Origin of the sequence: Microvirga splendida (assembly GCF_016427565.1) — a bacterium.
GTDB classification, from domain to species: domain Bacteria; phylum Pseudomonadota; class Alphaproteobacteria; order Rhizobiales; family Beijerinckiaceae; genus Microvirga; species Microvirga splendida.
In genome coordinates, this window is the sequence record NZ_JAELXT010000001.1 from 23,951 (window position 1) to 50,751 (window position 26,801).

Consider the following 26,801-nt stretch of genomic DNA (forward strand, 5'->3'; position numbering starts at 1 on the left):
AGCGCATCCATGAGCAAGCCGATCTACATCCTTAATGGCCCCAACCTCAATCGCCTGGGAACCCGCGAGCCGGAGATCTACGGGCGCACGACCCTAACCGAGGTGGAAGCCCTGTGCCGGGAAGCTGCACCCGGTGAGGCCATCGTGTTCCGGCAGTCAAACCGCGAGTACGAGATCATAGAATGGGTGCATGAGGCCATCGACGAGGGCAGCGGCATCATCATCAACCCCGCGGCCTTCACCTTCACGTCCATGGCGATCATGGACGCCCTGAAGATGTTTCCCGGCCCTCTCATCGAACTTCACATCTCGAACATCCACAGGCGCGAGCCGATCTATCACAAGTCCTATATCTCCCCGGTCGCCACGGCCGTCATTGCCGGCCTGGGCACCGGCGGATACCCGGTGGCCGTGCGGGCCATGCTCGACATGATCGGCGCCCAGCCGGAAAGGGCCTGACGCTCATGGCGAGCGATCCTTCACCTGAACCGCTCTCCCGCATCGGCGAGGCCTCGGATTCGTGGCGTCGCCCCTCCGTCCTCGTCGGGCTGATGGGCAGCGGCATTCAGGCGTCGCGGACGCCCGCCCTCCACGAGCGCGAGGGCGCCGAGCAGGGCTTGCGCTATGTCTACAAGCTGATCGACCTGGAGGCGCTCGGTCTCGATGCCGGCGCGCTTCCGGAGATCCTCACGGCCGCCCAGCGCTTCGGCTTCGCCGGGCTCAACATCACGCATCCCTGCAAGCAGTCCGTCATTCCCTTCCTTGACGACCTGTCGACGGATGCCGCCGCGCTCGGCGCCGTGAACACGGTCGTGCTGAAGGATGGGCGGCGCGTCGGGCACAACACCGACTGGTGGGGCTTTGCCGAGAGCATGAGGCGCGAGCTGCCCGACGTGCGCCGCAACCGGGTCGTTCAGTTCGGCGCCGGCGGAGCCGGTGCGGCTGTGGCCCATGCCCTTCTCACCCTTGGGACAAGCGAACTCGTCGTCATCGATACGGATCAAGCCCGCGCTGAGACTCTCGCGGCTGCCCTGTGCGAGCGTTTCGGCAAGGGCCGCGCCTCAACCGGTATTCCTGTGGCGGATTCGATGGCTGCGGCGGACGGCATGGTCAACACCACGCCGCTCGGGATGGCGAAGTATCCCGGCATGGCCGTGCCTGCCAATTTTCTGCGCTCCGACCTCTGGGTCGCGGATATCGTCTACTTCCCGCTCGAGACCGAACTCTTGCGCCAGGCCCGCGTCCAGGGCTGCCGCACGATGTCGGGCGGCGGCATGGCGGTCTTCCAGGCCGTCGGCGCCTTCCAGCTTTTTACAGGCCTGGAGCCGGACGCCGAAAGGATGCTCCGTCACTTCAGCGAGATGTAGAACCTGGAGTTCGCGGCTGCGACGGGCAATGCTTAGGAATATCCCCTCGTGGCTCAAGGGACAGGCATGGAGCGGGACTATGAGAGGTCCATTCTGCACTGCCGAGATCGACGATCCCCATATCCGCTCCCGAGGCCCTCGATCTGCCAAGCTTCGGAAACACTCATACATAGTTTGTGAAGGAATAGTCTGACGGCTGCCTGCGTTTGACGACCATGCATTCGCACCCAAACGCAGGATAGATTCATGTCTCTCGGCCAAGGCTCACAGAAAATCGATCACGAACAGTGGAACGGCTCCCATGCAGGCCCGTCGCTCGGGCGGGCTTCGTTCCTCTTCGTGACCTCCGTCAGCACCCTCATCGGGGCGAGCCTCCTGCTCGCAAGCATCTGACAGGGCACGCACCGGCATATCTCGACGCTTTGAAACGGAGGTCCTCATCATGAGCGGCGTCAGGGTCGAACACACAGTAGAGCTCGTGGCTCGAGCAATATACGAGGCCGAGCAGCATGCGCACTCCTGGGATGACGGATCTGCAAGAAGCAAGGAGCGTTCCCGAGAATATGCCCGGAATGCGATCCGGCTGCTGAACGAGGATATCGGCATCCTTCTCGTCGCATTGAATGAAGCTTTAGCGGAGCATCCTTCGAGGGAGCCGGGAACAGCAGGCTGAGCCACTGCCCGCCGGCCTTTATGAAGATGTCTCGACCTTGGGAGGTGCGGGAGGCGGCATCCAGTGGGATGCGTCGTCCACGTCGATGTAATCGCGCAGGTGGCTGTCGTAGAAGACGAACGCACCCTGGGGAAAACCAGGACCTTGGTGCCAGAACACATCGATGTAGCGAACGCCATTCTCCGTCCACACGTCGAGCCTGGATCCGTCCCGAGGCGCGGTCTCCAATGGCCGCCAGTCACTCATTGAGGGTCTCCTTCAAGAGAACAGAGTTTCAGCTCTCGGGACAACACGCGACAGTCCCGACGATACTCCGTTATAGTGATAGCAGACCATCGGAAGGATAAGAGGCAGGAACGATATTTCACGGCTCCTGTCGAGCTTGAAGCTGGCTTTGCTGTACTCCACACATAGGATCCGTTGGGGGAGAGGAAGCACCAGGTGACGGTCGGGTCAGAAGACGAGGCCTGAGCCTTGATGCCCGTGACCGGTCAGCGGCGTCCTCCGCATCGACGCAGAGCGGAACCGTTTCTTCGACGCCGGAGCAAGAGCTGTACTGAGAATTTTGATCAGGCTCCGGAACTCTTCCTGCAGGGCTTCGAGGCGCATCAGAAGCTCGGCATCCGACATCTCGGCAACAGATGCATTAGCGTACGATGACTGCCGATACCCTGTGGCCTGACGGATGCTCGCCAAGGCCGTCTGCCCGATTCCCGGAACGGCCAACCAGCTTCGATCACAGATCCGGTCGACCTCGCGAACGGTGGGCCTGCGCCCTTTGAACTCGCGCAGGATCGCAAACTTCACCCGGGACGGGACGGCTTCCAGTGGGAACATCTCATCGTCATGCATGGCAGATCCTCTCGCGCCCCAAGGATTCCCACTAAGTCAAAGTTCAATCGAGGCAAAGTCGCGACGAGACTTGGACTGATTTGAGATCTCATGTGGTCATATACAGAAGAGATCGCTTCTTCATACGCCTCAGCATCCGGATCACCATGGCTGACCCGCACCTATGACGGGAGACATGTTGTCTCTTCATTTCATATCCGAAAGTATCCTGGGCTGGATCACCGACATCGGGCGGATGAATTCGCCTTGAAGTGCACTGAATCAGGTCCAAATATCCTTCAAGCGTGCCGCGTTCACATTTCATAACCTGCGGCGGCGTTCCGCAGCCAATGCAAGGAAGCGAATGTGAGGTGGGACTACGATAGGAGTGAGATGATCGCCGACGGCATGGTGCATGCTGTCGGCGTGACAGTCGGTACCATATCCGTCATTGCCCTTCTCATCGTGGCCGCGCCGACCGTGGGAGCGTGGGAATTCACCTCTATTCTGGTCTATGGCACCGGCCTGCTGGCGGTGCTCACCGTGTCGGCGCTCTACAATCTCTGGCCGGTCTCACCGGTCAAGTGGATGTTGCGGCGGTTTGACCATTCAGCCATCTATCTCCTGATTGCGGGCACCTACACGCCGTTCATCACTCAAATGAAGGCGAGCGCGGAGTCCCTGGCGCTCCTGGCCGGCATTTGGCTAACGTCCGCAGTGGGTATCGCGCTCAAATTGCGCTTTCCTGGCCGTTTCGACCGCCTCTCGATAGTGCTTTACCTGCTCCTGAGTTGGAGCGGCGTCATGGCCTACGAATCCGTTTTCGGCGAGCTTGCCGCCTCAACCATCTGGCTCCTTGCGATTGGCGGGATCATCTACACGGCGGGCGTCGTCTTCCATCTCTGGGAAAGCCTGCGGTTCCAGAATGCGATCTGGCACGGCTTCGTTCTCGTCGCGGCCGCCTGCCATTATGGCGCCGTGCTCGACTGCCTGGTGCTTGCTCGGTCCTGATGAAGCGCAATGCCTATCAGGAGGTGAGCATGAGGGCTTCACAAGCGTGCAGTCTTACTTCTTCCTGTTGTAAACGTCCAAGGAGACGGCTGCGAGCAGCACGAGGCCTTTGATGACCTGCTGATAGTCGATGCCAATGCCTAAGATCGACATACCGTTGTTCATCACACCCATGACGAAGGCTCCGATGACGGCACCCGTCACCTTGCCAACCCCGCCTGTGGCCGAGGCGCCACCGATGAAGACGGCTGCGATCACGTCGAGTTCGAATCCGAGACCGGCCTTCGGCGTGGCTGTGTTGAGACGCGCCGCGAAGATCAGGCCGGCGAGACCCGCCAGGACGCCCATATTGACGAAAGTGAGAAAGGTCAGCCGCTCGGTCTTGATGCCAGAGAGCTTCGCCGCCTTTTCGTTACCCCCGAGGGCATAGACCCTCCGGCCGATGGTGGTGCGGTTGGTCACGAAGGCATACAGTGCGATCAGCACCGCCATGATGACAAGGACGTTCGGCAGCCCGCGATAGGTCGCCATCAGGTAGCAGAACGCGATCACGAGAACGGCAAGCAGGCCGTTCTTGAACAGAAAGAGGCCGAAGGGCGCGGTCTCGACGGCATGCTTGAGCTGGTTCGCGCGGCTGCGGAGGCTGAAATAGATAATCGCCGCGACGCTCGCGATGCCCAGGAATAGAGCCGTATAGTTGAACCCCTCCCCGCCGAAAACGTCAGGGATGAAGCCGGAGCTCAGCCGCTGAAACGCCACCGGGAACGGACCGACCGACATGCCGCCGAGGAGTGCCAGGGTCAGCCCTTTGAACACGAGCATGCCGGCAAGCGTCACGATGAAGGAAGGTACCTTGAAATACGCCACCCAATAGCCCTGGGCCGCGCCGATGAGACCGCCTATGATCAGGCAGGCGATGGTGGTCGTCACCGGATCGAACCCCCACCTGACCATCATCATGGCGGCCAGGCCGCCGACGAAGCCGACGATGGAACCGACGGAGAGATCGATGTGCCCGGCTACGATGACAAGCAGCATGCCGAGCGCCATAATGACGATATAGCTGTTCTGCAGCACCAAGTTAGTGAGATTGAGGGGCCGCAGCAGGGTGCCGTTCGTGACCACCTGAAAGAAAAGCATGATGACCAGCAGGGACAGCAGCATGCCATAATCGCGGAAGTGAGCCTTGATGAACTCCATCCATGATGTCTTCTGATGGGAAAGCGAAAGCTCGTCGGCTGTTCTCGTATCCATCTCAGCGCCTCCCCGACTTTACGATGGCATGCATGATCTTCTCCTGGGACGCCTCGGCGATGTCGAGTTCGGCAATCAGGGAGCCCTCGTTCATCACATAGATCCGGTCGCACATACCGAGCAGTTCCGGCATCTCGGAGGATATCATGAGAACACCTTTGCCGGCATCGGCCAACCTGTTGATGATCGTGTAGATTTCGTACTTTGCGCCCACGTCGATGCCCCGGGTCGGCTCGTCGAGAATGAGGATCTCCGGGTCGGAGAAGAGCCATTTGCTCAACACGACCTTCTGCTGGTTGCCACCCGACAGATTCACTGTCTCCTGGAAGACGCTGGGACTGCGGATGCGCATCTTGGCGCGGTAATCGTTGGCGACCGCCAGTTCCCGGATGTCATCGATGACAAAATTCTTGGAAACCCCTTCCAGATTGGCGAGGGTCACGTTCTTGCGAATGTCTTCGGCCAGAACCAGGCCATAGGTCTTGCGATCCTCGGTGGCATAGGCGATCCCGCTGGAGACGGCCTTCTCCACCGTGCTCACGTCGATCTCCTGCCCGTGGAGCATCACACGGCCCGAAATGTTCCGGCCATAGCTGCGTCCGAAGAGGCTCATGGCGAACTCGGTCCGTCCTGCTCCCATCAGCCCTGCGATGCCGACGATCTCGCCACGCCGAATGTTCAGGTTGACGTCTTTGACCACCTGCACGTGGCTGTGGATCGGGTGATATGCGGACCAGTTCTCGACCTGGAAAATCGTCTCGCCGATGTTCGGATCGCGCTTGGGATAGCGGTCTTCCATGGTGCGACCCACCATGCCGCGGATGATGCGGTCCTCACTGATGGTCTGCGCCCGGCAGTTCAGCGTCTCGACCGTACCGCCATCCCGAAGAACCGTGATCGAATCGGCAACCTTCGAGATTTCGTTCAGCTTGTGCGAGATCAGGATTGAGGAGATGCCCTGAGCCTTGAACTGAAGCAGCAGGTTCAGAAGTGCGTCGCTGTCCTTCTCGTTCAGGCTGGCGGTTGGCTCATCGAGGATCAGAAGCTTGACCTTTTTCGAGAGCGCTTTGGCGATCTCCACGAGTTGCTGCTTGCCGACTCCGAGATTGGTCACGAGCGTTTCGGGCGACTCGTTGAGTCCGACGACCTTGAGCAGTTCCTTGGTGCGGGAAAACGCCAGCGACCAGTCGATCACGCCGTATTTCGCCTGCTCGTTGCCGAGAAAGATGTTCTCTGCGATCGACAGGAGCGGCACCAACGCCAATTCCTGATGGATAATGATGATGCCGAGCGACTCGCTGTCGGCAATGCCCTTGAAGCGGCGCTCCTCGCCTTCGTAAAAGATCGAGCCGGAATAGGAACCGTGCGGGTAGACGCCGCTCAGAACCTTCATGAGCGTAGACTTGCCTGCGCCGTTCTCACCGACCAGCGCGTGGATCTCGCCGGCCCGAACGGTGATGTTGACGTCGTCGAGCGCCTTTACGCCCGGAAACGTCTTGGTGATCCCCTGCATTTCAAGGATCGCATTCATCGCATGACCTCAAGCCGCACCGGACGGGCAGCCTCTTCAGAAACGAGCAAGGACCCCGCGCGGGTGCGCAGGGTCCGCCTGTATCGACTCAGTTACTTGAACTCGGTTTCCTTGTAATAGCCGCTACCGACCAGAACTTCCTTCCAGTTAGACGCATCGACATTGACCGGCTTCAACAGGTAGGACGGCACGGTCTTCACGCCGTTCTCGTAAGTCTTCGTGTCGTTGACCTCGGGCTGCTTGCCCGAGAGCACGGCGTCGACCATGTTGGCTGCGACCTTCGCAAGCTCGCGGGTGTCCTTGAACACCGTTTGGGTCTGCTCCTTGGCCAGAATCGATTTCACGGAAGGCACCTCCGCATCCTGGCCGGTGATGACCGGCATCGGCTGCTGGGCCGTGCCGTAGCCGACGCCCTTGAGAGAGGAGATGATGCCGATGCTCAGGCCGTCGTAGGGCGAGAGAACCGCATCGACCCGCTTGTCGGTGTAGAAGGCACTGAGCAGGTTATCCATGCGCGATTGAGCAACCGCGCCATCCCAGCGCAGGGTCGAGACCTTGTCCATCCCCATCTGGCCGCTCTGCACTTTGAGCTTGCCGCTCTTGATGTAGGGCTCAAGGACGGACATGGCGCCGTTGTAGAAGAAGTAGGCATTGTTGTCGTCCGGCGAGCCGCCGAACAGCTCGACGTTGAACGGCCCCTTGCCCTCTTTCAGGCCGAGCGCCTTCTCGATGTAACCGCCCTGAAGCACGCCGACCTGGAAGTTGTCGAAGGTGGCGTAGTAGTCGACATTCTTGGAATTGCGGATCAGGCGGTCATAGGCGATCACCTTGATGCCCTTGTCGGCAGCCTGCTGCAGCGCGTCTGACAGGGTCGTGCCGTCGATGGCTGCGATCACCAGCACCTTGGAGCCCTTGGTGATCATGTTCTCGACTTGGGAGAGCTGGTTCGGAATATCATCGTCCGCGTATTGCAGATCGACGTTGTAGCCCTTCTCCTTCAGCACCTTGACCATGTTGTTGCCATCGTCGATCCAGCGCGCGGATGACTTCGTGGGCATGGCCACGCCGACGGTTCCCTTGTCCTGCGCCTGAGCGGCGCCAAGCACGCCGAAAGCTCCGAGAGCCACGGCCGCCAATGTGGTCGTATACGTCTTCAAGATCGTTCTCCCTTTTGTCCGTGTCCGGCGTTGTCGTTCCGCCGGACCTATCTCCAGCACTCTTCGCTCAAGGACTTTCGTCAGCTTGCGCTTCGGCCACGACCGGGAGCGGCTGCTGATCTTTTTAGAGCAGGACTCCTGGCTGAGCCCTGGCATCTCTGGTGGCGGACCAAGTGTTAAGGCTGTCACGTCCGCCGATAAATCATACTATACTACTATTGAAGGGAACAACACTCGCCCCTCCACAACCTTCCTTTAGGAGCGGCAGTCCTGCTTCCGTCAGTCGGATCCCGAGAAGGCATGGATCTGAATGCTGGTCAGCGAACTCTCGGCATGCATGATCTGAACCCGCTCGGCCGCCTGCAGGATGAGAGCCGCCATGGCATCACTCGCGGCGGACGGCTGGCGCTGCTCGATGGCGTCGAAGACGGCCTGATGCTGGCGCATCACCTCCTGGAAGCGATCATCGCTCGAGACGGGGGAGCTGATGGTGAACGATGTGGCGAGCGCGGCGCCGATCACGGAACCGATGGACTGCAGGAACGGATTGCCTGACGCCTCCAGGATGGCCTGGTGGAAGGCGAGGTCGGCCTTGGTGAACCCCTGCCGATTGCTCTCGCAGCCGTACATGGCCTGCAGGGCTTTGTGCATGGCGTCCAGCTGCTGCTGCGTCCGCCGCAGGGCCGCCGTGGCGCAGGCGAGCGGCTCCAGGGTCTGCCGGATCTCGAAAAGCCATCCCAGGAAGCGGGCATCGACCCCCATCTGGAGATGCCACTCCAGAATGTCGGCATCGAACATGTTCCAGTTGTTGCGGTCCAGGACCTTGGTGCCGACCTTGGTCTTGGACTCGATCAGCCCCTTCGCGGCCAGGGTCTTCAAAGCCTCTCGAAGTGCCGTACGGGAAACTCCAAAGAACTCCATCAGCTCGGCATCGCCGGGCAGGATGCTGCCGATGGGAAAGCGACCCTGCATGATGTTCTGGCCGATTCCATGGGCCACGAGGTCGTGGGCCGAGCGCGCTCTCGGGGATTTCTGGAAGCCGTTCATCAACACCATGGCCCTGTTCTCTCACTTCTATCGGGACCGAAGAGATGCCGCCGACAATCCCCGCTGCAGCACGATGAATGCGAACAGGAGAGCACCGATGGCGATTTTCGTCCACCAGGAACTCAGGGTTCCCTCAAAGGTAATGTAGGTCTGGATCAACCCCTGGATCAGCACCCCGACAAGAGTGCCGATGATCGTCCCGTAGCCGCCTGTCAACAGGGTGCCGCCGATGACCACTGCGGCGATCGTGTCGAGTTCCACGCCCGTCGCGGCCAGGGAATAGCCTGCCGACGTATAGAACGAGAACACGATCCCGGCGAGCGCGGCGAGGAGGCTCGACAGCATGTAGATCCCGATCGTCGTCCTCCCGACGGGAACGCCCATCAGCTCGGCCGACGTCCTGTTGCCGCCGAGAGCATAAACATTGGCGCCGAAGCGCGTGAAATGGGCCAGGACGATGCCGGCGGCGAAGGTCACGAGCATGACGATGGCGATGAAGGTCAGCCTTCCTCCGCCCGGCATGACAAAGGCGATCTCCGTGATCTGGCCATAGGCCGGCGCATTGATCGGAATCGAGTCCGTGGTCAGCACGAAGCACAGGCCGCGAGCCAGGAACATGCCGGCGAGGGTCACGATGAAGGCCGGGATCTGGAAGGCATGGATCAGCAGCCCCATTCCTGCGCCGAACAGGGCCCCGATGCCGAGAACGAGCACGAAGGCCAGATAGGGATTGATCCCGTAGCGTTCGATGGCGACCGCCAGGAACACGCCCGTGAAGGCGATCACCGACCCGACCGACAGGTCGATCCCCCCGGACAGGATCACGAAGGTCATGCCGACCGCGACGATGCCGAGGAACGCGTTGTCGGTCAGGAGATTGCCGATCACGCGGGTCGAGGCGAAGCTCGGAAACTGCGCCAGGCAGATCAGGTAGCCGACGATGAAGACCGCGAGCGTAATGAGAACAGGGAGATGGCGCCGGATCATGCCTTCCTCCTCAACACGGCGCGCACGGCCGTCAGAACGGGCGATTGGGCCAGGAGCACGGCCAGCACGACGATGGCCTTCACGATGAGGTTGTACTCGGGCGGGTAGCCGCTCAGCAGAATGCCCGTGTTCATGGCCTGGATGATGAGGGCGCCGATGACGGCGAGGACGAGGCTGAAGCGTCCGCCGAACAGGGACGTGCCGCCCACGACCACGGCCAGGATCGCGTCGAGCTCGAGCCAGAGGCCGGCATTGTTGGCGTCGGCCCCCCGGATGTCGGCGGTCACGATCAGGCCCGCGATGGCCGCACAGAGGCTGCACCACATATACACCGCAATGGTCACCGCCTTGGTGCCGACGCCCGCATAGGCGCTGGAGCGGACATTGGCGCCGATTGCTTCGATAAAGAGGCCGAGCGCCGTGTATCGGACCACGAGATGCGTGATGAGAAGCATCACGAGGGCGATCATCACAGCCATCGGCAGCATCAGGAAGGAGCCGCTGCCGATGGCCGCGAAGCCGTCGCTCACGAAGGTGATGATCTGTCCCTCGGTGATGAGCTGCGCGAAGCCGCGCCCGGCCACCATCAGGATCAGGGTGGCCACGAAAGGCTGGATCTCGAGAACGGCCACGAGAATGCCGTTCCACAGGCCACAGGCCAGTCCCACGCCGGCCGCGGCGGCGAGCGCCACCGGCAGCGGATACCCCTCGGCCGTCAGGGCTGCCGCCGTTGCGCCCGCAATGGCCATGACGGCGCCGACGGAGAGATCGATCCCGCGCGTTGCGATGACCAGCGTCATGCCCAGCGCCAGAATGGCCACCGGGGCGCCCCGGTTCAGCACGTCGATCAGGCTGCCGAAGAGACGGCCGTCCTGAAGGCGCAGGGCGAAGAAGTCGCGGAAGACGAGCCAGTTGACGAGAAAGACGATCAGGAGCGCCGCAACCTGCGGAAGCCCCTTGGGGAGCGTGCGCGGAGCACTGGCTTGGATCACGCTGCTCATCAGTGGCTCGCAATGGTTGTCATGATGGTATCCGCGCTCACCTCGGCGCCTGAGAGTTCGCGGACATGCCGCCGGTCGCGCAGCACCACGACGCGGTCGCTGTAGGAGGCGATCTCCTCCAGTTCCGAGGAGATGACGAGAAGAGCAAGGCCGTCCTCGCACAGGCGCTCGATGAGACGGATGATCTCGGCGTGGGCGCCCACATCGATGCCGCGCGTCGGCTCGTCGAGGATGAGGAAGCGCGGCTCGGTGGCGAGCCAGCGGGCGAGCAGCGCCTTCTGCTGGTTGCCGCCCGAAAGAAGGCCGATGGGCTTTTCCGCATCCGGCGTCCGGATGTCGAGAAGCTTGATGAAGCGGTTGGCGATCTCCTCCTGCTTGCCTCGGGGGATCTGATGCAGCCAGCCGCGCTGCGCCTGCAGGGCCAGAACGATGTTCTCGCGGATCGACAGCTCCGCCACGATGCCTTCCGTCTTGCGGTCTTCGGGCGTGAAGCCGAACCGCAGGCGGGCGGCATCGCGCGGGGTCGCGATGCGCACGGGCTTCCCATCGACGAAGGCCTGCCCGCTGTCCGCGCGCTCGACCCCAAAGATGAGTTTCGCGGTCTCGGTGCGGCCCGAACCCAGGAGGCCGGCCAGTCCCACCACCTCGCCGGGGCGCACGGCAAGATCGAAAGGCTCGATGAGGCGCCGCCTGCCGTAATTCTTGAAGGCCACGAGCGGCTCTCCGGTGACGGCGGGGCGCTGGTTGCGGTGCAAGGCCTCGTCCGCGAGCTCACGCCCCAGCATCATGGACACGAGCTCGATCCGCGGCAGCTCGGCGATGGGCTTCGAGCCCACGAGACGGCCGTTGCGCAGCACGGTGATGCGGTCGCAGACGGCATAGACCTGATCGAGGAAATGCGTGACGAACACGATGCCGATGCCGCGAGCCTTGAGGCCCTTCAGAATCTCGAAAAGACTCTCGACCTCCTGCGCGTCGAGGCTCGCCGTCGGCTCATCGAGGATGAGCACCTTGGCGGAAAGATCGACCGCACGCGCAATCGCGATGATCTGCTGGACGGCGACGGAGAAGCTCCCGAGGGGATTGGCCACATCGATCGCGAGGCCATAGCCGGACAGAAGCTCGGCCGCGCGGCGCCGCATCTCGCCCGTGCGCACGAGGCCGAAACGATGGGGCTGGCGGCCGATGAAGAGGTTTTCCGCCACGGACAGGTTCGGCAGAAGATTGACCTCCTGATAAACCGTGCCGATGCCGAGCGAGAGCGCATCGGCCGGGTCGCGTGCCGTAATCTCCTGCCCGTCGAGGCGAACCGTTCCGGCATCGCGCCTGAACACGCCCGTCAGCACTTTGATCAGAGTCGACTTGCCGGCGCCGTTCTCGCCGAGCAGGCCGTGGATCTCACCCGCATGAAGGGTGAAGTCCACATGATCGAGCGCCAGCACGCCCGGAAACCCCTTCGTCAGCCCCCTGATCTCGAGAAGTTCAGGCCGTTCCCTTGTTGGCTGCATCCCGTCCTCACCAGCCCATGCGCAAAGCCGCCGCAGACCGGCGGGGTTGGAAGGGCAGCAGGCGGGTGCCGCCTGCCGCCCTCGCGGTTGGATGATCTCAGTAGAGATCCTTGCGCTTTTCGTATTCGGCCTGCGCGGTCTCGGGCGTGTAGACCTTGGACTCCGTCTGGATCCACTTCGGCGGCTGCTTGCCGTCCTTCTTGAAGGCGAGCAGCGCGTCGAATGCCGGGCCTGCCATGTTGGGCGTCAGCTCGACGGTCACGTTGGCTTCGCCGTCCGCCATGGCCTTGAAGATATCCGGCACCGCGTCGATGGACACGACCTTGATGTCCTTGCCGGGCTTCAGGCCGGCTTCCTTGATGGCCTGGATGGCGCCGATGGCCATGTCGTCGTTATGGGCATAGACGGCGCAGATGTTCTTGCCGCCGCCTTCGGCCTTGATGAAGCTTTCCATGACTTCCTTGCCCTTGGTGCGGGTGAAGTCGCCGGACTGGGTGCGGATGATCTTCATGCCGGGATTGGCCGCCACGACCTGATCGAAGCCTTTCTTGCGGTTGATCGCCGGGCTCGAGCCGACCGTGCCCTGGAGCTCGACCACGTTGCACTTGCCGCCAGTCTCCTTGGCCAGCCACTCGCCGGCCACCTTGCCCTCATAGACGGTGTCGGAGGTCACGGCCGTGAGATAGAGGGAATCGTCCTTCGTCTCGATGGAGCGGTCGAGCAGGACCACCGGGATCTTGGCGTCCTTGGCTTCCTTGAGAACCGAGTCCCAGCCCGTGGAGACGACCGGCGCGATGAAGATGGCATCGACGCCCTGCGCGATGAAGGAGCGCACGGCGCGGATCTGGTTCTCCTGCTTCTGCTGCGCATCGGAAATCTTGAGGTCGATGCCGCGCTTCTCGGCCTCGATTTTCGAGACCTTCGTCTCGGCGGCCCGCCAGCCGGACTCCGAACCGACCTGCGAGAACCCGACGGTCATTTTGCTCTGGGCGTAAGCGGCGCCTGAGGACAGCATCAGTGCGGCCATGCCGATTGTCGTCAGAAGATGACGGGCCTTCATGCGTTTCTCCCTAAATTTGTCGTTGCTCTTCGACTTTAGCAGCCTTAACAGCTGCCTATTAGTACTATTATATGAAACATCGAGAGCGCCTATACGACCAAAGTCGCGGTCCTCCAGACCTCCTTGGCCGGCGCTCGGGTTTCAGAGGCGGGAAGCAATGAGCGAAGACAAGAAGCGTCCCTTGCGCAGCCAGGCGTGGTTCGGGCGCCAGGACAAGATGGGTTTCTATTACCGCTCGTTTTTGAAGAACAGCGGCTTCCCCCAGGACCAGTTCGAAGGCCGTCCCGTCATCGGCATCTGCAACACCTGGTCAGAGCTCACCCCCTGCAATGCCCATTTCCGCACCCTGGCCGAGCACGTGAAGTACGGCGTGCTCGACGCCGGCGGCTTTCCGCTCGAGTTCCCTGTCTCCTCGCTCGGCGAGGTGACCATGCGCCCCACGGCCATGCTTTTCCGCAACCTCGCCGCCATGGACGTGGAGGAGGCCATCCGCGCCCATCCCCTCGACGGCGTCGTGCTCCTCATGGGCTGCGACAAGACCACTCCTGCCCTGCTCATGGGCGCAGCCTCCGCCGACCTGCCCACCATCGGCGTCTCCGGCGGCCCGCAGCTGCGCGGCGTCTATCGCGGCAAGTATATCGGGTCCGGCACCAACATCATCTCCATGAGCGAGCAGCTTCGCGCCGGCGAGGTCACCCTGCAGGAGTTCCACGAGGCGGAAGCCGGCATGAACCGCTCGGCCGGCCACTGCATGACCATGGGCACCGGCTCCACCATGGCGTCCATGGTGGAGGCGCTCGGCGTCGGCCTGCCGGAGAATGCCGCCATCCCGGCCTCGGACGCGCGCCGCAACCAGCTCGCCCGCATGGCGGGCCGCCGCATCGTCGAGATGGTGCGCGAGGATGTCGTGCTCTCCAGGATCATGACGCGCCAGGCTTTCGAGAACGCCGTACGCACGCTCGCCGCCATCGGCGGCTCGACCAATGCGGTGGTGCATCTCCTGGCCATCGCCGGCCGTTGCGGCATCGACCTGACGCTCGACGACTTCGACCGGCTCGGCCGTGACATCCACTGCCTCGTCGACCTGATGCCCTCGGGCCGCTTCCTGATGGAGGATTTCTATTATGCCGGCGGCCTGCCGGTGGTCCTACGTACGCTCGGCGAGCGCGGCCTGCTGCACAAGGATGCGCTCACCGTCAACGGCAAGCCGATCTGGGACAACGTGCAGGACGCGCCGTGCTGGAACCGCGAGGTGATCACCACCTTCGAGGAACCGTTCAAGCCGGAGGCCGGAATCGCCATCCTCAAGGGAAATCTCGCGCCGAACGGCGCCGTCATCAAGCCGTCGGCCGCCTCGCCCGAACTGATGCAGCACACCGGCCGCGCCGTCGTGTTCGAGACCATCGAGGATCTGCATCATCGCATCGACGACGAGGATCTCGACATCGACGAGACCTGCATCATGGTGCTCAAGAACTGCGGACCCAAAGGCTATCCCGGCATGGCCGAGGTGGGCAACATGCCCCTGCCGCAGAAGCTTCTGAAAAAAGGCATTCGCGACATGATCCGCATCTCGGATGCGCGCATGTCGGGCACGGCCTATGGCACGGTGGTGCTGCACGTGGCGCCCGAGGCTGCCGCCGGCGGGCCGCTGGCTCTGGTGCAGAACGGCGACCTGATCACCCTCGATGTGCCGGCCCGCAGCCTGCACCTTCACGTGGAGGCCGAGGAGATGGAGCGCCGTCGTGCCGCCTGGGTTCCGCCGGAGCCGCATGCCACCCGCGGTTGGGCCAAGATATATGTCGACCATGTTCTGCAGGCCGACAAAGGTGTCGACCTGGACTTTCTTGTGGGCCGTACGGGTTCGCCCGTTCCGCGCGACAATCATTAGACAACGAGAAGCAACATCAAGAAGGAAGAGATCATGCTCGCAGCCGGCAGGAGTTCCACCCGCCCCTATCGTGGTGTGTTTCCGGTGGCGCCCACAATCTTCGACGATAGCGGCCGCCTCGATCTGGAGGGCCAGAAGCGTGCCGTCGACTTCATGATCGACGCGGGTTCCGACGGCCTCTGCATCCTGGCGAATTTCTCCGAGCAGTTCCTGCTCCGCGACGATGAGCGCGACGCCGTCATGACGACGGTGCTCGATCATGTCGCCGGTCGTGTTCCGGTGATCGTCACGACCAGCCATTTCTCGACGGAGATCTGCGCCGAGCGCAGCCGCCGCGCACAGGAGGCTGGCGCTGCCATGGTGATGATCATGCCGCCGTTCTTCGGCGCGACCCTGCGGGTGTCGGAGCCCGGCATCTACGAGTTCTTCCGCCGGGTGTCGGACGAGATCGGCATTCCGATCATGATCCAGGATGCCCCCATGGCCGGCACTTCGCTGTCGGCACCGTTTCTCGCCCGCATGGCGAAGGAGATCGCCAACGTCTCCTACTTCAAGATCGAGGTGGCGGGCACAGCCACGAAGCTGCGCGACCTTATCGCGCTCGGGGGCGAGGCGATCGAAGGGCCGTGGGACGGCGAGGAGGCGATCACCCTCATGGCCGACCTCGATGCGGGCGCCATGGGCGCCATGACCGGCGGCGCCTATCCGGACGGAATCCGTCAGATCATCGATCCGTACTTCGCCGGCAACCGCGAGGAGGCGGCCGCAGCCTATGAGCGCTGGCTGCCGCTGATCAATTACGAGAACCGGCAATGCGGGCTCTTGGCCGCCAAGGTGCTCATGAAGGAAGGCGGGGTGATCCGCTCGGAAGCGGTGCGCCATCCGTTGCAGCCGCTGCACCCGGAAACGAGAAAAGGCCTCATCGAGGTCGCCCGGCGCCTCGACCCGATGGTCCTGCGCTGGGGACGCTAAAACCGTATAGCCGCCGCATGAGCTCATGCCTTGCGGCGGCAGTGCCATGAATCGTTGATGCTCATGCTGCAGTCTATGAGCCGAGCGCTCCTGCAGCAGAAGTTTCCGGACATCGGACCTGCGCCCATGAGCCGGCCCGCGGAGCCGGCCGTGCCACGTGGCCGGACCTGAACCGGCATTGGGGAAGTTCCCTGGACCTAGCGGCCGGGCTCAAGCCTTAAAGGGCTGCGTCTTCGGCGCTGCTGATCTCTCCCGACATTTTTCTGAACCAAGGAGCCCAGGAGCGCCGAGCGTCGGATTACGCCGGCTCTGCAACCTTAGGTTCAATAATGGAGCCTAGGGCACGCCCAGATCAAAAATCCACTATAGGAGATTTTCTCTATTGCTCAGCTGAATTCTACCATGGTAGACATAGATACATAACAATGAAGCATAAGACGACGCCGTGGTTTGGAATCTCTGAACACCGTGCCGTCGTCACCTGAACGGGAGAGTGACGTGGGATCCTCAATCGTCGAAGCATCGCCGCTCCAGGACTTCCGCATGCTGATCGAAGGCGAGTGGTGCGAGTCTTCGTCGGGGAACTGGTTCGAGACGAAGGATCCCTACAGCGGAAAGCCCTGGGCGCGCCTCCCGCGCGGGAATGCCGACGATGTCGATCGGGCCGTTCGCGCCGCGCACACCGCATTCACATCCGGCCCATGGTCGAAGATGCTCGCCAGCGATCGCGGGATGCTCCTGTACCGCCTCGCAGATCTCATCGAGAAGAACGCCCAGCGCCTCGCCGAACTCGAGGTGCGGGACAACGGCAAGCTCATGATCGAGATGCTGGGGCAGATGCGCTACATTCCGCGCTGGTTCCAGTATTATGGGGGTCTCGCGGACAAGATCGAAGGCGCGGTGACGCCAATCGATAAAGGGGACATGCTCCACTACATCCGCTACGAGCCGATCGGCGTCGTCGGGGCCATCACGCCGTGGAATTCGCCGCTGCTCCTGACCGTGTGGAAGCTCGCGCCCGCCCTTGCGGCCGGCAACACGGTTGTCATCAAGCCGTCGGAGCATGCATCCGTTTCGATGCTGGCTTTCCTCGAGCTTTTCGAGCAGGCGGGCTTTCCTCCCGGCGTCGTCAACGTGGTCACCGGCTTCGGCCACGAGGCCGGCGCGGCGCTCGCCGAGCACCCGCTGGTCGACCGCATCGCCTTCACGGGATCCGACGTGGGAGGACGGCTGGTCTCGCGCGCGGCGGCGGAAAGCTTCAAGCGCGTGTCGCTGGAGCTCGGCGGCAAGTCGCCCCACATCATCTTCGAGGACGCCGATCTCGACGCTGCGGTCAAGGGCGTCATCTCGGGCATCTTCGCGGCGGCAGGGCAGACCTGCATGGCCGGTTCGCGCCTGCTCGTTCACGAGAGCATCCACGACAGCTTCGTCGAGCGGCTGATCGAGCGGATGCGGCAGGCCCGCCTCGGCGACCCGCGCAGCGACAATACCGATGTAGGCCCCATCGCGACCGAACCGCAATTGGCAAAGACGCTCGAACTCATCGATATCGCCCGGTCCGAGGGCGCCGTCTGCGCGCTCGGCGGCAAGCGGCCGGATGCCGAGGGCCTGAAGGAAGGCTGGTTCGTCGAGCCCACCATCTTCACAGGCGTGGACAACTCCATGCGCATTGCGAGGGAAGAGGTGTTCGGACCGGTCCTCTCGGTTCTCAAGTTCCGGACCGACGAGGAAGCGGTGGCGCTTGCCAACGATACTCCCTACGGGCTGGCCGCCGGATTGTGGAGCCAGAGCCTGGAGCGCGCGATCACGCTGCCGCGCAAGCTGCGGGCCGGCACCGTCTGGGTGAATGCCTATCGCGTGGTCAGCTACATGGCGCCGTTCGGCGGCTTCAAGTCTTCGGGCATCGGGCGCGAGAACGGCAAGGCCGCGATCTACGAATACCTTGAGACGAAGAGCGTCTTCATCAATCCGAAATCGAGAATTTCCAATCCTTTCACCCTGCAATAGAGGCAGCACATTGCCCGGGCATCGTGAGGGAACGGAAATCTGAAGGGACTTGGCAGGCAGTCCCAACGTCGTGCGGATGACGACATCCGCAAGACCTGCCGAACAAGAGGGAGGAAGACATGAACAACAAGTGGAAGACACTGCTGGGAGCCGCGCTTCTGTCGACGGCCCTGCCCATGGCGGCCGTCGCCCAGAGCGGCCCGCTGAAGATCCTGGTGCTCGACGACATGTCCGGCATCTTCGCGGCCAACGGAGGCCCCGGCACGCTCATGGCCGTGCAGATGGCCGTTGAGGATGCAGGCGGCAAGGTGCTGGGCCGCCCCATCGAAGTCGTGCATGCGGACCACCAGAACAAGCCGGACGTCGGCTCGGCCCAGGCCCAGCGCTTCATCGAGGAGCAGGGCGTTCGCGCCATCACCCTCGGCGGATCGAGCGCCGTCGGTCTCGCGGCTCAGGCGCGCGCCGCCGAGGCCAAGGTGTTCACGCTGGCCAGCGGCGCCTTTGCGCCGAACTTCTCGGAAGCGCAATGCTCGCCCTACGGCTTCCAGTTCGCGCCTTCCACTCAGGAACTGTCGCGTGCGGTGACCTCGCGCATCGTCGCGGACGGCAAGAAGACCTGGTACCTGATCGCCGCCGACTACGTCTTCGGCCACACCCTCATCGCTGACGCGACCAAGTCGATCCAGGCCGCCGGCGGCAAGGTGCTCGGGCAGACCCTGCATCCGCTCAACTCGAACGACATGGCCTCGGCGCTGCTGACGGCTCAAGGGTCGGGCGCCGACGTCATCGGCCTCGCCAATGCGGGCACCGATCTCGAGACCACCGTGAAGCAGGCGGGACAGTTCGGGCTCGGCGACAAGCTCGCCGCCATGATGGTCTACACGAACAACATCGAGGCGCTGACCCTCGATGCCTCCAAGGGCATGCGCATGTCGGTCTCGACCTACTGGGACCTGAACGACAAGACCCGCGCGCTGGCCAAGAGAATGATGGCGAAGAACGGCGGCAAGACTCCGACCATGGGCCAGATGGGCGCCTATGGCGCGGTCACGCATTATCTGGAAGCCGTGAAGGCAGCCGGAACGGACGATCCGGACAAGGTGGCGGCGAAGATGCGCGAGCTGCCCATCTCGAGCGGCCTCTGGGAGAACCCGCGCATTCAGGCGAACGGCCGCGTGACCTACGACATGCTGCTGGTCGAGGTGAAGACGCCTGCGGAATCGAAGGGACCGAACGATCTCTACAAGATCGTTGCCAAGATCCCGGCCGAGGGCCTGTTCCGCACCGCCAAGGAAAGCGGCTGCCCGCACGTGAAGTGATCCAGCCGGGCGGGATCGCTCCCGCGCCGGTCCTCAGAACCGCTTGGACCTGCTCGACAGAGCAGGTCCTCGATGGCGGAGATTTCCCATGAGACTCTATGTCAGTCCGACATCTCCATACGCGCGTCTGGCGTGCGTCATGTGCCTGGAGGCGCGCCTCGCAGGGCTGGAGATCGTGATCCTCGATCCCTGGCAGAATCCTCCGGACCTGCTGGAGCACAACCCGGCCGGCCGGGTCCCGGCTCTGGTTCTCGAAGCGGGCGACGGGAGCGGCGGGCAGACGATCACGGAATCGCTCGTGATCGCCGACTTCGCGGCGCGCCGTTCGAACGATGCGGAGCGTCTCTGGTTTCAAACCGACGCCCAGCGTCAGCTCGGCGGCATCTGCTTCGGCATCATCGACGCCGCCGCCGCCATCATGGCGGGGCGCATGGTGACCTCGGGGTCGGTCAGCGACACGGCCTTCGATTCCTCCCCTGTCGCCCACCGTCGGCAGGCCGCCATGAACCGCAGCCTCGATCGGCTGGAGCAGTTGATCGTCGAGCAGGGCGACGCCCTGCTGGCCCGGCCCGGGATCGCGGCCTTCCTGCCGGTGATCGTGGTCGAATACCTGCACATGCGGTTTGGCGATGCCTACGAATCCGCAGACCGCCCATACTTGTCCGCACTGGTTTCCGCGCTGAAGGAGCGTCCCGCGCTCGCCAGCACGCGGCCACTCTTCACCAAGTTCACACCCTTCGATGGAGCGGCGACCCCATGAGCATCGTTCTCGAGGCCCGGCAGGTGAGCAAGAGTTTCGGCGGCTTTCTCGCCGTCAAGAACGTGGACCTCAAGGTGCATGAAGGCAGCATCCACGCCCTCATCGGCCCGAACGGCGCCGGAAAGACCACGCTCTTCGGCCTCCTGACCCGGTTTCACTCCACCACCTCGGGCAGCATCTTCCTCAAAGGCGAGGACATCACGAGCAAAGGGCCTGCCGACGTCGCCTTGCGCGGGCTGTGCCGCTCGTTCCAGATTTCCTCGATCTTTCCCGGCCTGACATTGCGGGAGAACGTGCGTGTCGCGCTCCAGCGCCGCCATGGTTCCAGCCATCAGTTCTGGCAACCTTCGCGCGTTCTGCGTCGCTTCGACGACGATGCCGACCGCCTGCTGGACCGCGTCGGATTGAGGCCGCTGGCGGATCGTCTGTGCTCGGAGGTTTCCTACGGGCGCAAGCGCGCCCTCGAGATCGCCACCACCCTGGCCATGGAGCCGAAGGTCCTGCTTCTCGACGAGCCGATTGCCGGCATGGCCGCGGGAGACATCCCGATGATCGTCGAGCTGATCCGCAGCGTCGCGAAGGACCGCACCGTGGTGATGGTGGAGCACAATCTCTCGGTCGTCGAGAGCCTCTGCGACAGGGTCACCGTCCTGGTGCGCGGAGAGCTCATGGCGGAAGGCACCTACAGCGAGATCCGCGACAACCCCGCAGTGCGCCAAGCCTATATCGGAGCCGGCTATGAGGTATGATCCCCTGCTTTGGGTCGAGAATCTCCAGGGCTGGTATGGCGAGAGCCATATCCTGCACGGGGTCAGCCTCTCGGTGCCGCGCGCCCAGACCATCGCCATCCTGGGACGGAACGGCGTCGGCAAGACCTCCACGCTGCGCGGCATCGTCGGGCTCCTGTCGCGCGCCACGGGCTCCGTGCGCATGAACGGCACGGAGCTGATCGGCATGCCGCGCCACCGCATCGCCTATACGGGCATCGGCTACGTTCCCGAGGAGCGCGGCATCTACGGCTCGCTCTCGGTTCAGGAGAACCTCGATCTCCTGCCCAGGATCAGCGATCGCGGCATGAGCCTGGAGCGGATCTTCGATCTCTTCCCCAATCTCAAGGAGCGCCGGCGCGCCGCCGGCGGCACCCTCTCGGGCGGCGAGCAGCAGATGCTCTCCATCGCGCGCGTCCTGCGGGCGGGCCCTGAGCTTCTCGTGCTCGACGAGCCGACCGAGGGTCTGTCGCCCGTCATCGTCCAGCACATCGGCCGTGTCCTGAACGCGCTCAAGAAGGATGGTCTGACCATGCTGCTGGTGGAGCAGAACTTCCATTTCGCGCGCCACCTGGCGGATCACTTCTACCTCATGGAAGAAGGGCGCGTGGTGGACGACTTCGCCGCCCGCGATCTCGACGCGCGTCTTGATACCGTCTCCAGCCTGATCGGAGTATAGGTCATGACAATGATCTTCGGCGTTCCTCTCGTGGCACTGGCCTCCCAGCTGGTGATCGGCCTGTTCAACGGCGCGTTCTACGCTCTCCTCAGCCTCGGCCTCGGCGTCATCTTCGGCCTTCTGCGCGTGGTCAATTTCACCCACGGCGCTTTCTACACCGTGGGCGCCTTCGCGGCCTTTCTCCTCACCAGCTATGCGGGCTTCAGCTTCTGGGCCTGCCTCGTCATCGCCCCCCTCATCGTGGCCGCGCTCGCCGCAGTGCTGGAGCGGTCGCTGTTGAGAAAGCTCTATGGACTCGATGCGCTCTACGGGCTGCTGCTGACCTTCGGCATCGCTCTGCTCATCGAGGGCCTGCTCCAGTTCTATTTCGGCGTGGCCGGACAGCCCTATCAGGTGCCGGCCCTCCTCAGCGGCACGAGCAATCTCGGCTTCATGTTCCTGCCGCACTACCGCGCGTTCGCCATCGCGGTCTCGCTTCTGCTGTGCCTGCTGACCTGGCTGATCATCGAATACACCTCCCTCGGAGCCAAGCTCCGGGCCGCGACGGAAAACAGTCGCCTGCTCGAGGTCTTCGGCGTCAACGTGCCTCTCCTTCTCACCTGCACCTATGCCTTCGGCGGAGCGCTGGCCGGCTTTGCAGGGGTCATCGCCGCGCCGGTCTTTCAGGTCAGCCCGCTCATGGGCGCCAACCTCATCATCGTGGTGTTTGCGGTGGTCATCATCGGCGGCCTCGGCTCGATCACCGGCGCCATCGTCAGCGGCCTGATGCTGGGCACGCTGGAAGCGCTGGCAAAGGTCTACTGGCCGCCCTCCGCGAACCTCGTACCCTTCCTCATCATGGCTGTGGTGCTCTTCCTGCGCCCGCGTGGACTTTTCGGAAAAGGGGAGTGATCACCATGGCTTCCGCATCGCTGTCTCTTCCCATGCAACGGCGCAAGCACCTCGGTGTCGTGCTGCTGCTCGCGAGCCTGGCGCTCCTGGCCGTGGCGCCCCTGTTCCTCTACCCCGTCTTCCTGATGAAGCTCCTGTGCTTCGGGCTCTTCGCATCGGCGCTGAATCTCGTCCTGGGTTACGGCGGCATGGTGGCGTTCGGCCATGCAACCTTCTTCGGGGGAGCGGCCTACATCACGGCCCATGCCCTCAAGGAGTGGGGCTTCGGCGCAGGCTCAGGCCTCATGATCGGCGTCGCCTTCGCGCTCGTGACCGGCTTTCTCATGGGCATCATCGCGATCCGCCGTCAGGGCTTCTACTTTGCCATGACGACGCTTGCGCTGTCCCAGATGGCCTATTTCGCCTTCTTCCAGGCGCCGTTCACCAATGCCGAGGACGGCATTCAGCGTGTGCCGCGCCCCGACTTTCTCGGGCTCGTGTCCCTCACCGACAACTTGACCCTCTACTACTTCGTCCTGGCCGTGTTCCTGATCGGCATGGCGGTGATCTGGAGGGTGATCCACTCGCCGTTCGGCGCCTCGCTCACCGCCATTCGCGAGAACGAGCCGCGCGCCCTGTCGCTTGGCTATCACACCAATCGCTACAAGCTGACGGTCTTCGTCATCTCGGCCGGGCTCTCGGGGCTCGCCGGCTCGCTCAAGGTTCTCGTCTTTCAGATCGCGACGCTCACCGACGTCGCATGGCAGATGTCCGGCGAGGTGATCCTCATGACGCTGCTGGGCGGCGTCGGCACCTTCCTCGGCCCCATGATCGGCGCCGCTCTGGTGCTGACCATCCAGAACTACATGGCCTCGACGGCGGTGCCGGTGACCATCCTCATCGGCCTGGCCTTCATCGGCTGCGTCATGCTGTTTCGCAAGGGCATCGTGGGCGAAATCATCGCGCTTCTTCCCAGCGGATGGTTGGGCAATCACGACCGCGAGAGGGTGTAACGGCGATGGCCTCCGCGCAACCGAACGACGCCGAGGGCCTGCCCCTGGAAGGCCTGCGGGTTCTGGAGATCGGCCACTACATCGCGGCTCCTTTCGCCACTCGCCTGCTGGCCGATTTGGGCGCGGAGGTGATTAAGATCGAGCCTCCGGTTTCAGGCGATCCGGTGCGCAAATGGGGCGCAGCCGAGGACGGGCATACCTATTGGTGGTCGGTCCACGGCCGCAACAAGAAATGCGTCACCCTCGATCTCAAGTCCGAGGAGGGCCGCGCCCTTCTCAAGGATCTGGTGGCCCAATCGGATGCCCTGGTGGAGAACCTGCGGCCCGGGCAACTGGCGCGGCTCGGCTTCGATGACGCGCAGTTGCACGAGATCCGCCGGGATCTGGTCATATGCCATGTCTCCGGTTACGGACTGACAGGCCCGTTGGCCGACCGGGCCTGTTTCGGCGCCATCGGCGAGGCCTTGGGCGGGTTGCGCCATCTGTCGAACCACACGCCCGGCACCACGGATCTGCCTCCCGTGCGGGTGGGCATCAGCATCGGCGATTCGCTCGCCGGCCTCTATGCCGCCATAGCGGTGCTCGCGGGCCTCTGGTCCAAGTCTCCCAAAGGCAGGGTGGCGGATGTGGCCCTCACCGAATCCGTCTTGAGCGTCATGGAGGGCGTGCTGCCGGAATACGGCGCCACGGGCCTCGTGCGCGAGCCCTCGGGCGGCCGCATCAGCACCGCGGCGCCGACGAACGCGTTCCCGACCGCCGACGGCGGCTGGGTGTTGATCGCAGCCAATTCGGATGCGCTGTTCAGAACCCTGTGCGAGGTGATGGAGCGCCCGGACATGGCCGACGATCCCTGCTACCGCGACAACCCGGCCCGCTGCCGCAACGTCGATGCTCTCGAGGCCGAGATCGGCGCCTGGACCCGCCGGTACGACGCGAAGTCCCTGGAGCGCCGGTTGGCGCAGGCCGATATTCCGTCCAGCCGCGTCTATACGGCGGCGGACATCGCGGAGGACGAGCAGTACAACGCGCGCAGGATGGTGCAGTGGGTCGATGACCCGAAGCTCGGCAAGGTGCTGCATCCCGGAACCGTGCCGATGTTCGGCTCTTCCTCGCGTGACGTGCGCTGGACCGGCCCCAGCATCGGAGCGCATAACCGGGATGTCTATGGCGGCCTCTTGAGCCTGGATGAGGCTCAGCTGGATCGCCTGTCCCGAAACGGGACGATCTGAGCCGTGGCCCGCCTCCCCGATCGCGTGTCGATCACCGAAGTCGGCCTGCGCGACGGCCTGCAGATCGAGAAGCGCATTCTCCCGACCGACGAGAAGCTGGCGCTCGCCCGCGCGCTGATCGATGCGGGCCACACCAGCCTGGAGCTGACCTCCTTCGTCTCACCGGCCCGCGTGCCGCAGCTCGCGGATGCGGCCGAGCTTTTCTCAGCCCTCCGCAGGAATGAGGGCGTGGAGCTCAAGGCGCTGGTCCCCAATGTCCGAGGCGCCGAGCGGGCCATTGCGGCGCAAGCGGATGTGCTGGTGTTCGTGCTCTCGGCCAGCGACGCTCACGGCAGGCGGAATCTCAACCGGACTCCGCATGAATCCTTGAACGAGCTGCACGAAGTCGCCGCAACGGCCGCTGCGGCCCGGATCCGCGTCGACGTTTCGCTCTCCGTCGCGTTCGGCTGCCCCTTCGAGGGCGATGTGGCGGTCGACACGGTGATCGATCTCGCGAGCCGGATTCAGGGGCTCGGGATCCAGCGGATCTCCTTCTGCGACACGACCGGCATGGCCACGCCGCGACAGGTCCGGGCGCTTGCGGAGGCTTTGGGGGACAGGCTTCCCGAGGTCGATCCGGCCTTCCATTTCCACAACACCCGCGGGCTGGGGCTGGTGGGCGTCCTGGTTGCGCTGCAGGAGGGGATCGTGCGCTTCGAGAGCAGCGTCGGCGGGCTCGGAGGATGCCCGTTTGCGCCCAATGCCGCCGGCAATGTCTGCACGGAGGACATGGTTCACATGCTTCATGAGATGGGTATCGAAACCGGGCTCGACCTCGCAGGCCTGATGAAAGCGGCGCAGCTGGCCGAGCGGCTGGTGGGGCACACCCTCGATGGGCAGGTGATGAAGGCGGGCCCGCGCCTGCATCTTCACGGCCGCGGTGAGCAGCAATGAGGGGCCGCGGGTCTTTTCAGGCGGGCTTCAGCCGGGCGGGCGGCCCTTGTCCTGTCTGACACGACCGCCGGCAGCGTTGTCTTGCGATGTGCCGGCAGGTGTGCCAGTGCTCGCGGCGTAAGGCCGTTCAGTTCCTGTTCCCTCGGTTAGGCTTGATCCCATGCATATCTCCCCTCAAACGATCACAGAAAATGAGGGCAGCGGCGAATCCGGCGACGAGTTGCTGTCCACTCTCGGGCCGCGCCTGCGGGAGCTTCGCCGCACGCAGAACCTGACCTTGGAGATGCTGGCCCACCGCGCCCAGGTCAGCCGGGCCATGATCTCCAAGATCGAGCGCGGCGAGAAGATGCCCACGGTCGGGATCCTGGTGCGCATCGCGACCGGCCTCAATGTCAGCCTGTCCGCATTGCTCGGCGAACAGCCCCAGTCCGCCGCCGTTCAGCTCCAGCGCGCCAACCGCCGCACCCGCTTTCGCGACCCCTCGACGGGCTTCGAACGGGAGGCTGTGTTCTCTCCGGCGGAGGCTGGCGACGTCGAACTGGTGCGTCACGTGCTGCCCGGGCTCCAATCGACGGGCCTGCTCTCTCCCTATCCTGTGCCGACCCGCAAGCTGATCTTCTCGCCGAGCGGCCCGCTCGTCGTCAAAATCGGCGATGAGACGTTCTGGATGGAGCCCGGCGATGCGCTGCGCTTCGATGTCACATCCGCCTACAGCTTCTCCAACCCGGAGGCTGCGCCTGTCAGCTACTACCTGTTCATGTCCCGGCATGGAGGCGCGTGACACCGGCCTCGTAGAGGCCGCGGATCGGGCTCAGCCGGCATCCTCGACAGGCGGCGTTCCATAGGTGTGGAACGACTCCACCGTCTTCATGCCCTTTCGCTTCAGCAAACCTGCGCGGCGCGAGCCCGGAGCAGCGGCATCCGGGCTCGCGTT

The 26,801-nt window shown here is 63.5% G+C and carries 27 protein-coding genes; 17 read left to right on the top strand and 10 right to left on the bottom strand.

The window, feature by feature from the left end; translation table 11 throughout:
• Positions 1 to 9 precede the first annotated feature (9 nt).
• The 4 genes from JAO75_RS00110 (at position 10) to JAO75_RS00125 (ending at position 2,040) form a co-directional block, all read left to right on the top strand.
• The gene (locus JAO75_RS00110) at positions 10 to 459 is read left to right on the top strand and encodes a type II 3-dehydroquinate dehydratase (protein ID WP_199045571.1); all 450 of its coding nucleotides are present in this window, start codon (positions 10 to 12) and stop codon (positions 457 to 459) included.
• Between the two features lie 5 nt (positions 460 to 464).
• The gene (locus tag JAO75_RS00115; protein WP_199045573.1) at positions 465 to 1,367 is read left to right on the top strand and encodes a shikimate dehydrogenase; all 903 of its coding nucleotides are present in this window, start codon (positions 465 to 467) and stop codon (positions 1,365 to 1,367) included.
• 246 nt (positions 1,368 to 1,613) lie between these two features.
• Positions 1,614 to 1,760, top strand: coding sequence for a hypothetical protein (locus JAO75_RS00120; protein WP_199045575.1), 147 nt, complete (start codon positions 1,614 to 1,616; stop codon positions 1,758 to 1,760).
• Positions 1,761 to 1,809: 49 nt separating this feature from the next.
• Complete coding sequence (locus JAO75_RS00125) at positions 1,810 to 2,040, top strand: hypothetical protein (RefSeq protein WP_199045577.1); 231 nt, start codon at positions 1,810 to 1,812, stop codon at positions 2,038 to 2,040.
• A gap of 18 nt (positions 2,041 to 2,058) precedes the next feature.
• Here JAO75_RS00125 and JAO75_RS00130 read toward each other — a convergent pair whose 3' ends face one another.
• Both JAO75_RS00130 and JAO75_RS00135 read right to left on the bottom strand, forming a co-directional pair.
• Positions 2,059 to 2,286: a hypothetical protein gene (locus tag JAO75_RS00130; protein ID WP_199045578.1), complete on the bottom strand. Its 228-nt coding sequence runs from the start codon at positions 2,284 to 2,286 to the stop codon at positions 2,059 to 2,061.
• 207 nt (positions 2,287 to 2,493) lie between these two features.
• On the bottom strand, positions 2,494 to 2,892 hold the full coding sequence (locus JAO75_RS00135) for a hypothetical protein (RefSeq protein ID WP_199045579.1): 399 nt from the start codon (positions 2,890 to 2,892) through the stop codon (positions 2,494 to 2,496).
• Between the two features lie 372 nt (positions 2,893 to 3,264).
• On the opposite strand from JAO75_RS00135, the gene trhA reads away from it, so the two are divergent.
• Positions 3,265 to 3,882, top strand: coding sequence for a PAQR family membrane homeostasis protein TrhA (gene trhA / locus JAO75_RS00140; protein WP_199045580.1), 618 nt, complete (start codon positions 3,265 to 3,267; stop codon positions 3,880 to 3,882).
• A gap of 54 nt (positions 3,883 to 3,936) precedes the next feature.
• Here trhA and mmsB read toward each other — a convergent pair whose 3' ends face one another.
• The 8 genes from mmsB to ytfQ all read right to left on the bottom strand — a co-directional run bounded on the left by mmsB (position 3,937) and on the right by ytfQ (position 13,427).
• Positions 3,937 to 5,082 carry a multiple monosaccharide ABC transporter permease gene (gene mmsB / locus JAO75_RS00145; protein ID WP_425523138.1) on the bottom strand — a complete coding sequence of 382 codons (1,146 nt, stop codon included), beginning with the start codon at positions 5,080 to 5,082 and terminating at the stop codon, positions 3,937 to 3,939.
• Positions 5,083 to 5,137: 55 nt separating this feature from the next.
• Positions 5,138 to 6,667 carry a multiple monosaccharide ABC transporter ATP-binding protein gene (mmsA, locus tag JAO75_RS00150; protein WP_199045582.1) on the bottom strand — a complete coding sequence of 510 codons (1,530 nt, stop codon included), beginning with the start codon at positions 6,665 to 6,667 and terminating at the stop codon, positions 5,138 to 5,140.
• A gap of 92 nt (positions 6,668 to 6,759) precedes the next feature.
• Complete coding sequence (gene chvE / locus JAO75_RS00155; RefSeq protein WP_425523139.1) at positions 6,760 to 7,803, bottom strand: multiple monosaccharide ABC transporter substrate-binding protein; 1,044 nt, start codon at positions 7,801 to 7,803, stop codon at positions 6,760 to 6,762.
• Positions 7,804 to 8,103: 300 nt separating this feature from the next.
• Entirely contained in the window at positions 8,104 to 8,880 is a 777-nt protein-coding gene (locus JAO75_RS00160; RefSeq protein ID WP_199045585.1) for a FadR/GntR family transcriptional regulator, read from the bottom strand.
• Positions 8,881 to 8,898: 18 nt separating this feature from the next.
• Positions 8,899 to 9,858: a galactofuranose ABC transporter, permease protein YjfF gene (yjfF, locus tag JAO75_RS00165; protein ID WP_210340122.1), complete on the bottom strand. Its 960-nt coding sequence runs from the start codon at positions 9,856 to 9,858 to the stop codon at positions 8,899 to 8,901.
• A complete protein-coding gene (gene ytfT, locus JAO75_RS00170; protein WP_199045587.1) occupies positions 9,855 to 10,859 on the bottom strand; it encodes a galactofuranose ABC transporter, ATP-binding protein YtfT in 1,005 nt (334 codons plus the stop codon). Before ytfT ends, yjfF begins: the two co-directional genes overlap by 4 nt.
• On the bottom strand, positions 10,859 to 12,367 hold the full coding sequence (gene ytfR / locus JAO75_RS00175) for a galactofuranose ABC transporter, ATP-binding protein YtfR (protein ID WP_199045589.1): 1,509 nt from the start codon (positions 12,365 to 12,367) through the stop codon (positions 10,859 to 10,861). The genes ytfT and ytfR overlap by 1 nt, the downstream gene beginning before the upstream one ends.
• A gap of 97 nt (positions 12,368 to 12,464) precedes the next feature.
• Positions 12,465 to 13,427, bottom strand: a complete 963-nt coding sequence (ytfQ, locus tag JAO75_RS00180) for a galactofuranose ABC transporter, galactofuranose-binding protein YtfQ (RefSeq protein WP_199045591.1) — start codon at positions 13,425 to 13,427, stop codon at positions 12,465 to 12,467.
• 157 nt (positions 13,428 to 13,584) lie between these two features.
• Between ytfQ and JAO75_RS00185 the strand changes: the two genes are divergently transcribed.
• From JAO75_RS00185 to JAO75_RS00240, 12 genes are all read left to right on the top strand, one after another.
• On the top strand, positions 13,585 to 15,318 hold the full coding sequence (locus JAO75_RS00185; protein ID WP_199045593.1) for an IlvD/Edd family dehydratase: 1,734 nt from the start codon (positions 13,585 to 13,587) through the stop codon (positions 15,316 to 15,318).
• A gap of 33 nt (positions 15,319 to 15,351) precedes the next feature.
• Complete coding sequence (locus JAO75_RS00190) at positions 15,352 to 16,290, top strand: dihydrodipicolinate synthase family protein (protein WP_199045595.1); 939 nt, start codon at positions 15,352 to 15,354, stop codon at positions 16,288 to 16,290.
• Between the two features lie 543 nt (positions 16,291 to 16,833).
• Positions 16,834 to 18,297 carry an aldehyde dehydrogenase gene (locus tag JAO75_RS00195; protein WP_199046273.1) on the top strand — a complete coding sequence of 488 codons (1,464 nt, stop codon included), beginning with the start codon at positions 16,834 to 16,836 and terminating at the stop codon, positions 18,295 to 18,297.
• 119 nt (positions 18,298 to 18,416) lie between these two features.
• Entirely contained in the window at positions 18,417 to 19,616 is a 1,200-nt protein-coding gene (locus tag JAO75_RS00200) for an ABC transporter substrate-binding protein (RefSeq protein ID WP_199045597.1), read from the top strand.
• A gap of 88 nt (positions 19,617 to 19,704) precedes the next feature.
• Complete coding sequence (locus tag JAO75_RS00205; protein ID WP_199045599.1) at positions 19,705 to 20,376, top strand: glutathione S-transferase family protein; 672 nt, start codon at positions 19,705 to 19,707, stop codon at positions 20,374 to 20,376.
• Positions 20,373 to 21,125 carry an ABC transporter ATP-binding protein gene (locus JAO75_RS00210; protein ID WP_199045601.1) on the top strand — a complete coding sequence of 251 codons (753 nt, stop codon included), beginning with the start codon at positions 20,373 to 20,375 and terminating at the stop codon, positions 21,123 to 21,125. The genes JAO75_RS00205 and JAO75_RS00210 overlap by 4 nt, the downstream gene beginning before the upstream one ends.
• On the top strand, positions 21,115 to 21,822 hold the full coding sequence (locus tag JAO75_RS00215) for an ABC transporter ATP-binding protein (RefSeq protein WP_199045603.1): 708 nt from the start codon (positions 21,115 to 21,117) through the stop codon (positions 21,820 to 21,822). Before JAO75_RS00210 ends, JAO75_RS00215 begins: the two co-directional genes overlap by 11 nt.
• Positions 21,823 to 21,825: 3 nt before the next feature.
• Positions 21,826 to 22,713, top strand: coding sequence for a branched-chain amino acid ABC transporter permease (locus JAO75_RS00220; protein ID WP_199045605.1), 888 nt, complete (start codon positions 21,826 to 21,828; stop codon positions 22,711 to 22,713).
• Between the two features lie 5 nt (positions 22,714 to 22,718).
• A complete protein-coding gene (locus JAO75_RS00225) occupies positions 22,719 to 23,705 on the top strand; it encodes a branched-chain amino acid ABC transporter permease (protein ID WP_199045607.1) in 987 nt (328 codons plus the stop codon).
• A 5-nt stretch (positions 23,706 to 23,710) separates the two neighbouring features.
• Positions 23,711 to 24,934 carry a CaiB/BaiF CoA transferase family protein gene (locus JAO75_RS00230; protein ID WP_199045609.1) on the top strand — a complete coding sequence of 408 codons (1,224 nt, stop codon included), beginning with the start codon at positions 23,711 to 23,713 and terminating at the stop codon, positions 24,932 to 24,934.
• Between the two features lie 3 nt (positions 24,935 to 24,937).
• Complete coding sequence (locus JAO75_RS00235; RefSeq protein ID WP_199045612.1) at positions 24,938 to 25,867, top strand: hydroxymethylglutaryl-CoA lyase; 930 nt, start codon at positions 24,938 to 24,940, stop codon at positions 25,865 to 25,867.
• A 160-nt stretch (positions 25,868 to 26,027) separates the two neighbouring features.
• On the top strand, positions 26,028 to 26,648 hold the full coding sequence (locus tag JAO75_RS00240) for a helix-turn-helix domain-containing protein (RefSeq protein WP_199045614.1): 621 nt from the start codon (positions 26,028 to 26,030) through the stop codon (positions 26,646 to 26,648).
• Positions 26,649 to 26,801: the final 153 nt, after the last annotated feature.

Coding starts and splice junctions, on each gene's coding strand:
- JAO75_RS00135 (WP_199045579.1), bottom strand. CDS start 2,892: ATGCATGACGATGAGATGTTCCCACTGGAAGCCGTCCCGTCCCGGGTG.
- JAO75_RS00195 (WP_199046273.1), top strand. CDS start 16,834: ATGCTGATCGAAGGCGAGTGGTGCGAGTCTTCGTCGGGGAACTGGTTC.
- JAO75_RS00205 (WP_199045599.1), top strand. CDS start 19,705: ATGAGACTCTATGTCAGTCCGACATCTCCATACGCGCGTCTGGCGTGC.
- JAO75_RS00220 (WP_199045605.1), top strand. CDS start 21,826: ATGACAATGATCTTCGGCGTTCCTCTCGTGGCACTGGCCTCCCAGCTG.
- JAO75_RS00130 (WP_199045578.1), bottom strand. CDS start 2,286: ATGAGTGACTGGCGGCCATTGGAGACCGCGCCTCGGGACGGATCCAGG.
- JAO75_RS00210 (WP_199045601.1), top strand. CDS start 20,373: ATGAGCATCGTTCTCGAGGCCCGGCAGGTGAGCAAGAGTTTCGGCGGC.
- JAO75_RS00190 (WP_199045595.1), top strand. CDS start 15,352: ATGCTCGCAGCCGGCAGGAGTTCCACCCGCCCCTATCGTGGTGTGTTT.
- JAO75_RS00125 (WP_199045577.1), top strand. CDS start 1,810: ATGAGCGGCGTCAGGGTCGAACACACAGTAGAGCTCGTGGCTCGAGCA.
- ytfQ (WP_199045591.1), bottom strand. CDS start 13,427: ATGAAGGCCCGTCATCTTCTGACGACAATCGGCATGGCCGCACTGATG.
- JAO75_RS00120 (WP_199045575.1), top strand. CDS start 1,614: ATGTCTCTCGGCCAAGGCTCACAGAAAATCGATCACGAACAGTGGAAC.
- JAO75_RS00200 (WP_199045597.1), top strand. CDS start 18,417: ATGAACAACAAGTGGAAGACACTGCTGGGAGCCGCGCTTCTGTCGACG.
- JAO75_RS00110 (WP_199045571.1), top strand. CDS start 10: ATGAGCAAGCCGATCTACATCCTTAATGGCCCCAACCTCAATCGCCTG.
- JAO75_RS00160 (WP_199045585.1), bottom strand. CDS start 8,880: ATGGTGTTGATGAACGGCTTCCAGAAATCCCCGAGAGCGCGCTCGGCC.
- JAO75_RS00215 (WP_199045603.1), top strand. CDS start 21,115: ATGAGGTATGATCCCCTGCTTTGGGTCGAGAATCTCCAGGGCTGGTAT.
- mmsA (WP_199045582.1), bottom strand. CDS start 6,667: ATGAATGCGATCCTTGAAATGCAGGGGATCACCAAGACGTTTCCGGGC.
- JAO75_RS00225 (WP_199045607.1), top strand. CDS start 22,719: ATGGCTTCCGCATCGCTGTCTCTTCCCATGCAACGGCGCAAGCACCTC.
- trhA (WP_199045580.1), top strand. CDS start 3,265: ATGATCGCCGACGGCATGGTGCATGCTGTCGGCGTGACAGTCGGTACC.
- JAO75_RS00115 (WP_199045573.1), top strand. CDS start 465: ATGGCGAGCGATCCTTCACCTGAACCGCTCTCCCGCATCGGCGAGGCC.
- ytfR (WP_199045589.1), bottom strand. CDS start 12,367: ATGCAGCCAACAAGGGAACGGCCTGAACTTCTCGAGATCAGGGGGCTG.
- yjfF (WP_210340122.1), bottom strand. CDS start 9,858: ATGATCCGGCGCCATCTCCCTGTTCTCATTACGCTCGCGGTCTTCATC.
- JAO75_RS00185 (WP_199045593.1), top strand. CDS start 13,585: ATGAGCGAAGACAAGAAGCGTCCCTTGCGCAGCCAGGCGTGGTTCGGG.
- JAO75_RS00240 (WP_199045614.1), top strand. CDS start 26,028: ATGCATATCTCCCCTCAAACGATCACAGAAAATGAGGGCAGCGGCGAA.
- ytfT (WP_199045587.1), bottom strand. CDS start 10,859: ATGAGCAGCGTGATCCAAGCCAGTGCTCCGCGCACGCTCCCCAAGGGG.
- JAO75_RS00230 (WP_199045609.1), top strand. CDS start 23,711: ATGGCCTCCGCGCAACCGAACGACGCCGAGGGCCTGCCCCTGGAAGGC.
- mmsB (WP_425523138.1), bottom strand. CDS start 5,082: ATGGAGTTCATCAAGGCTCACTTCCGCGATTATGGCATGCTGCTGTCC.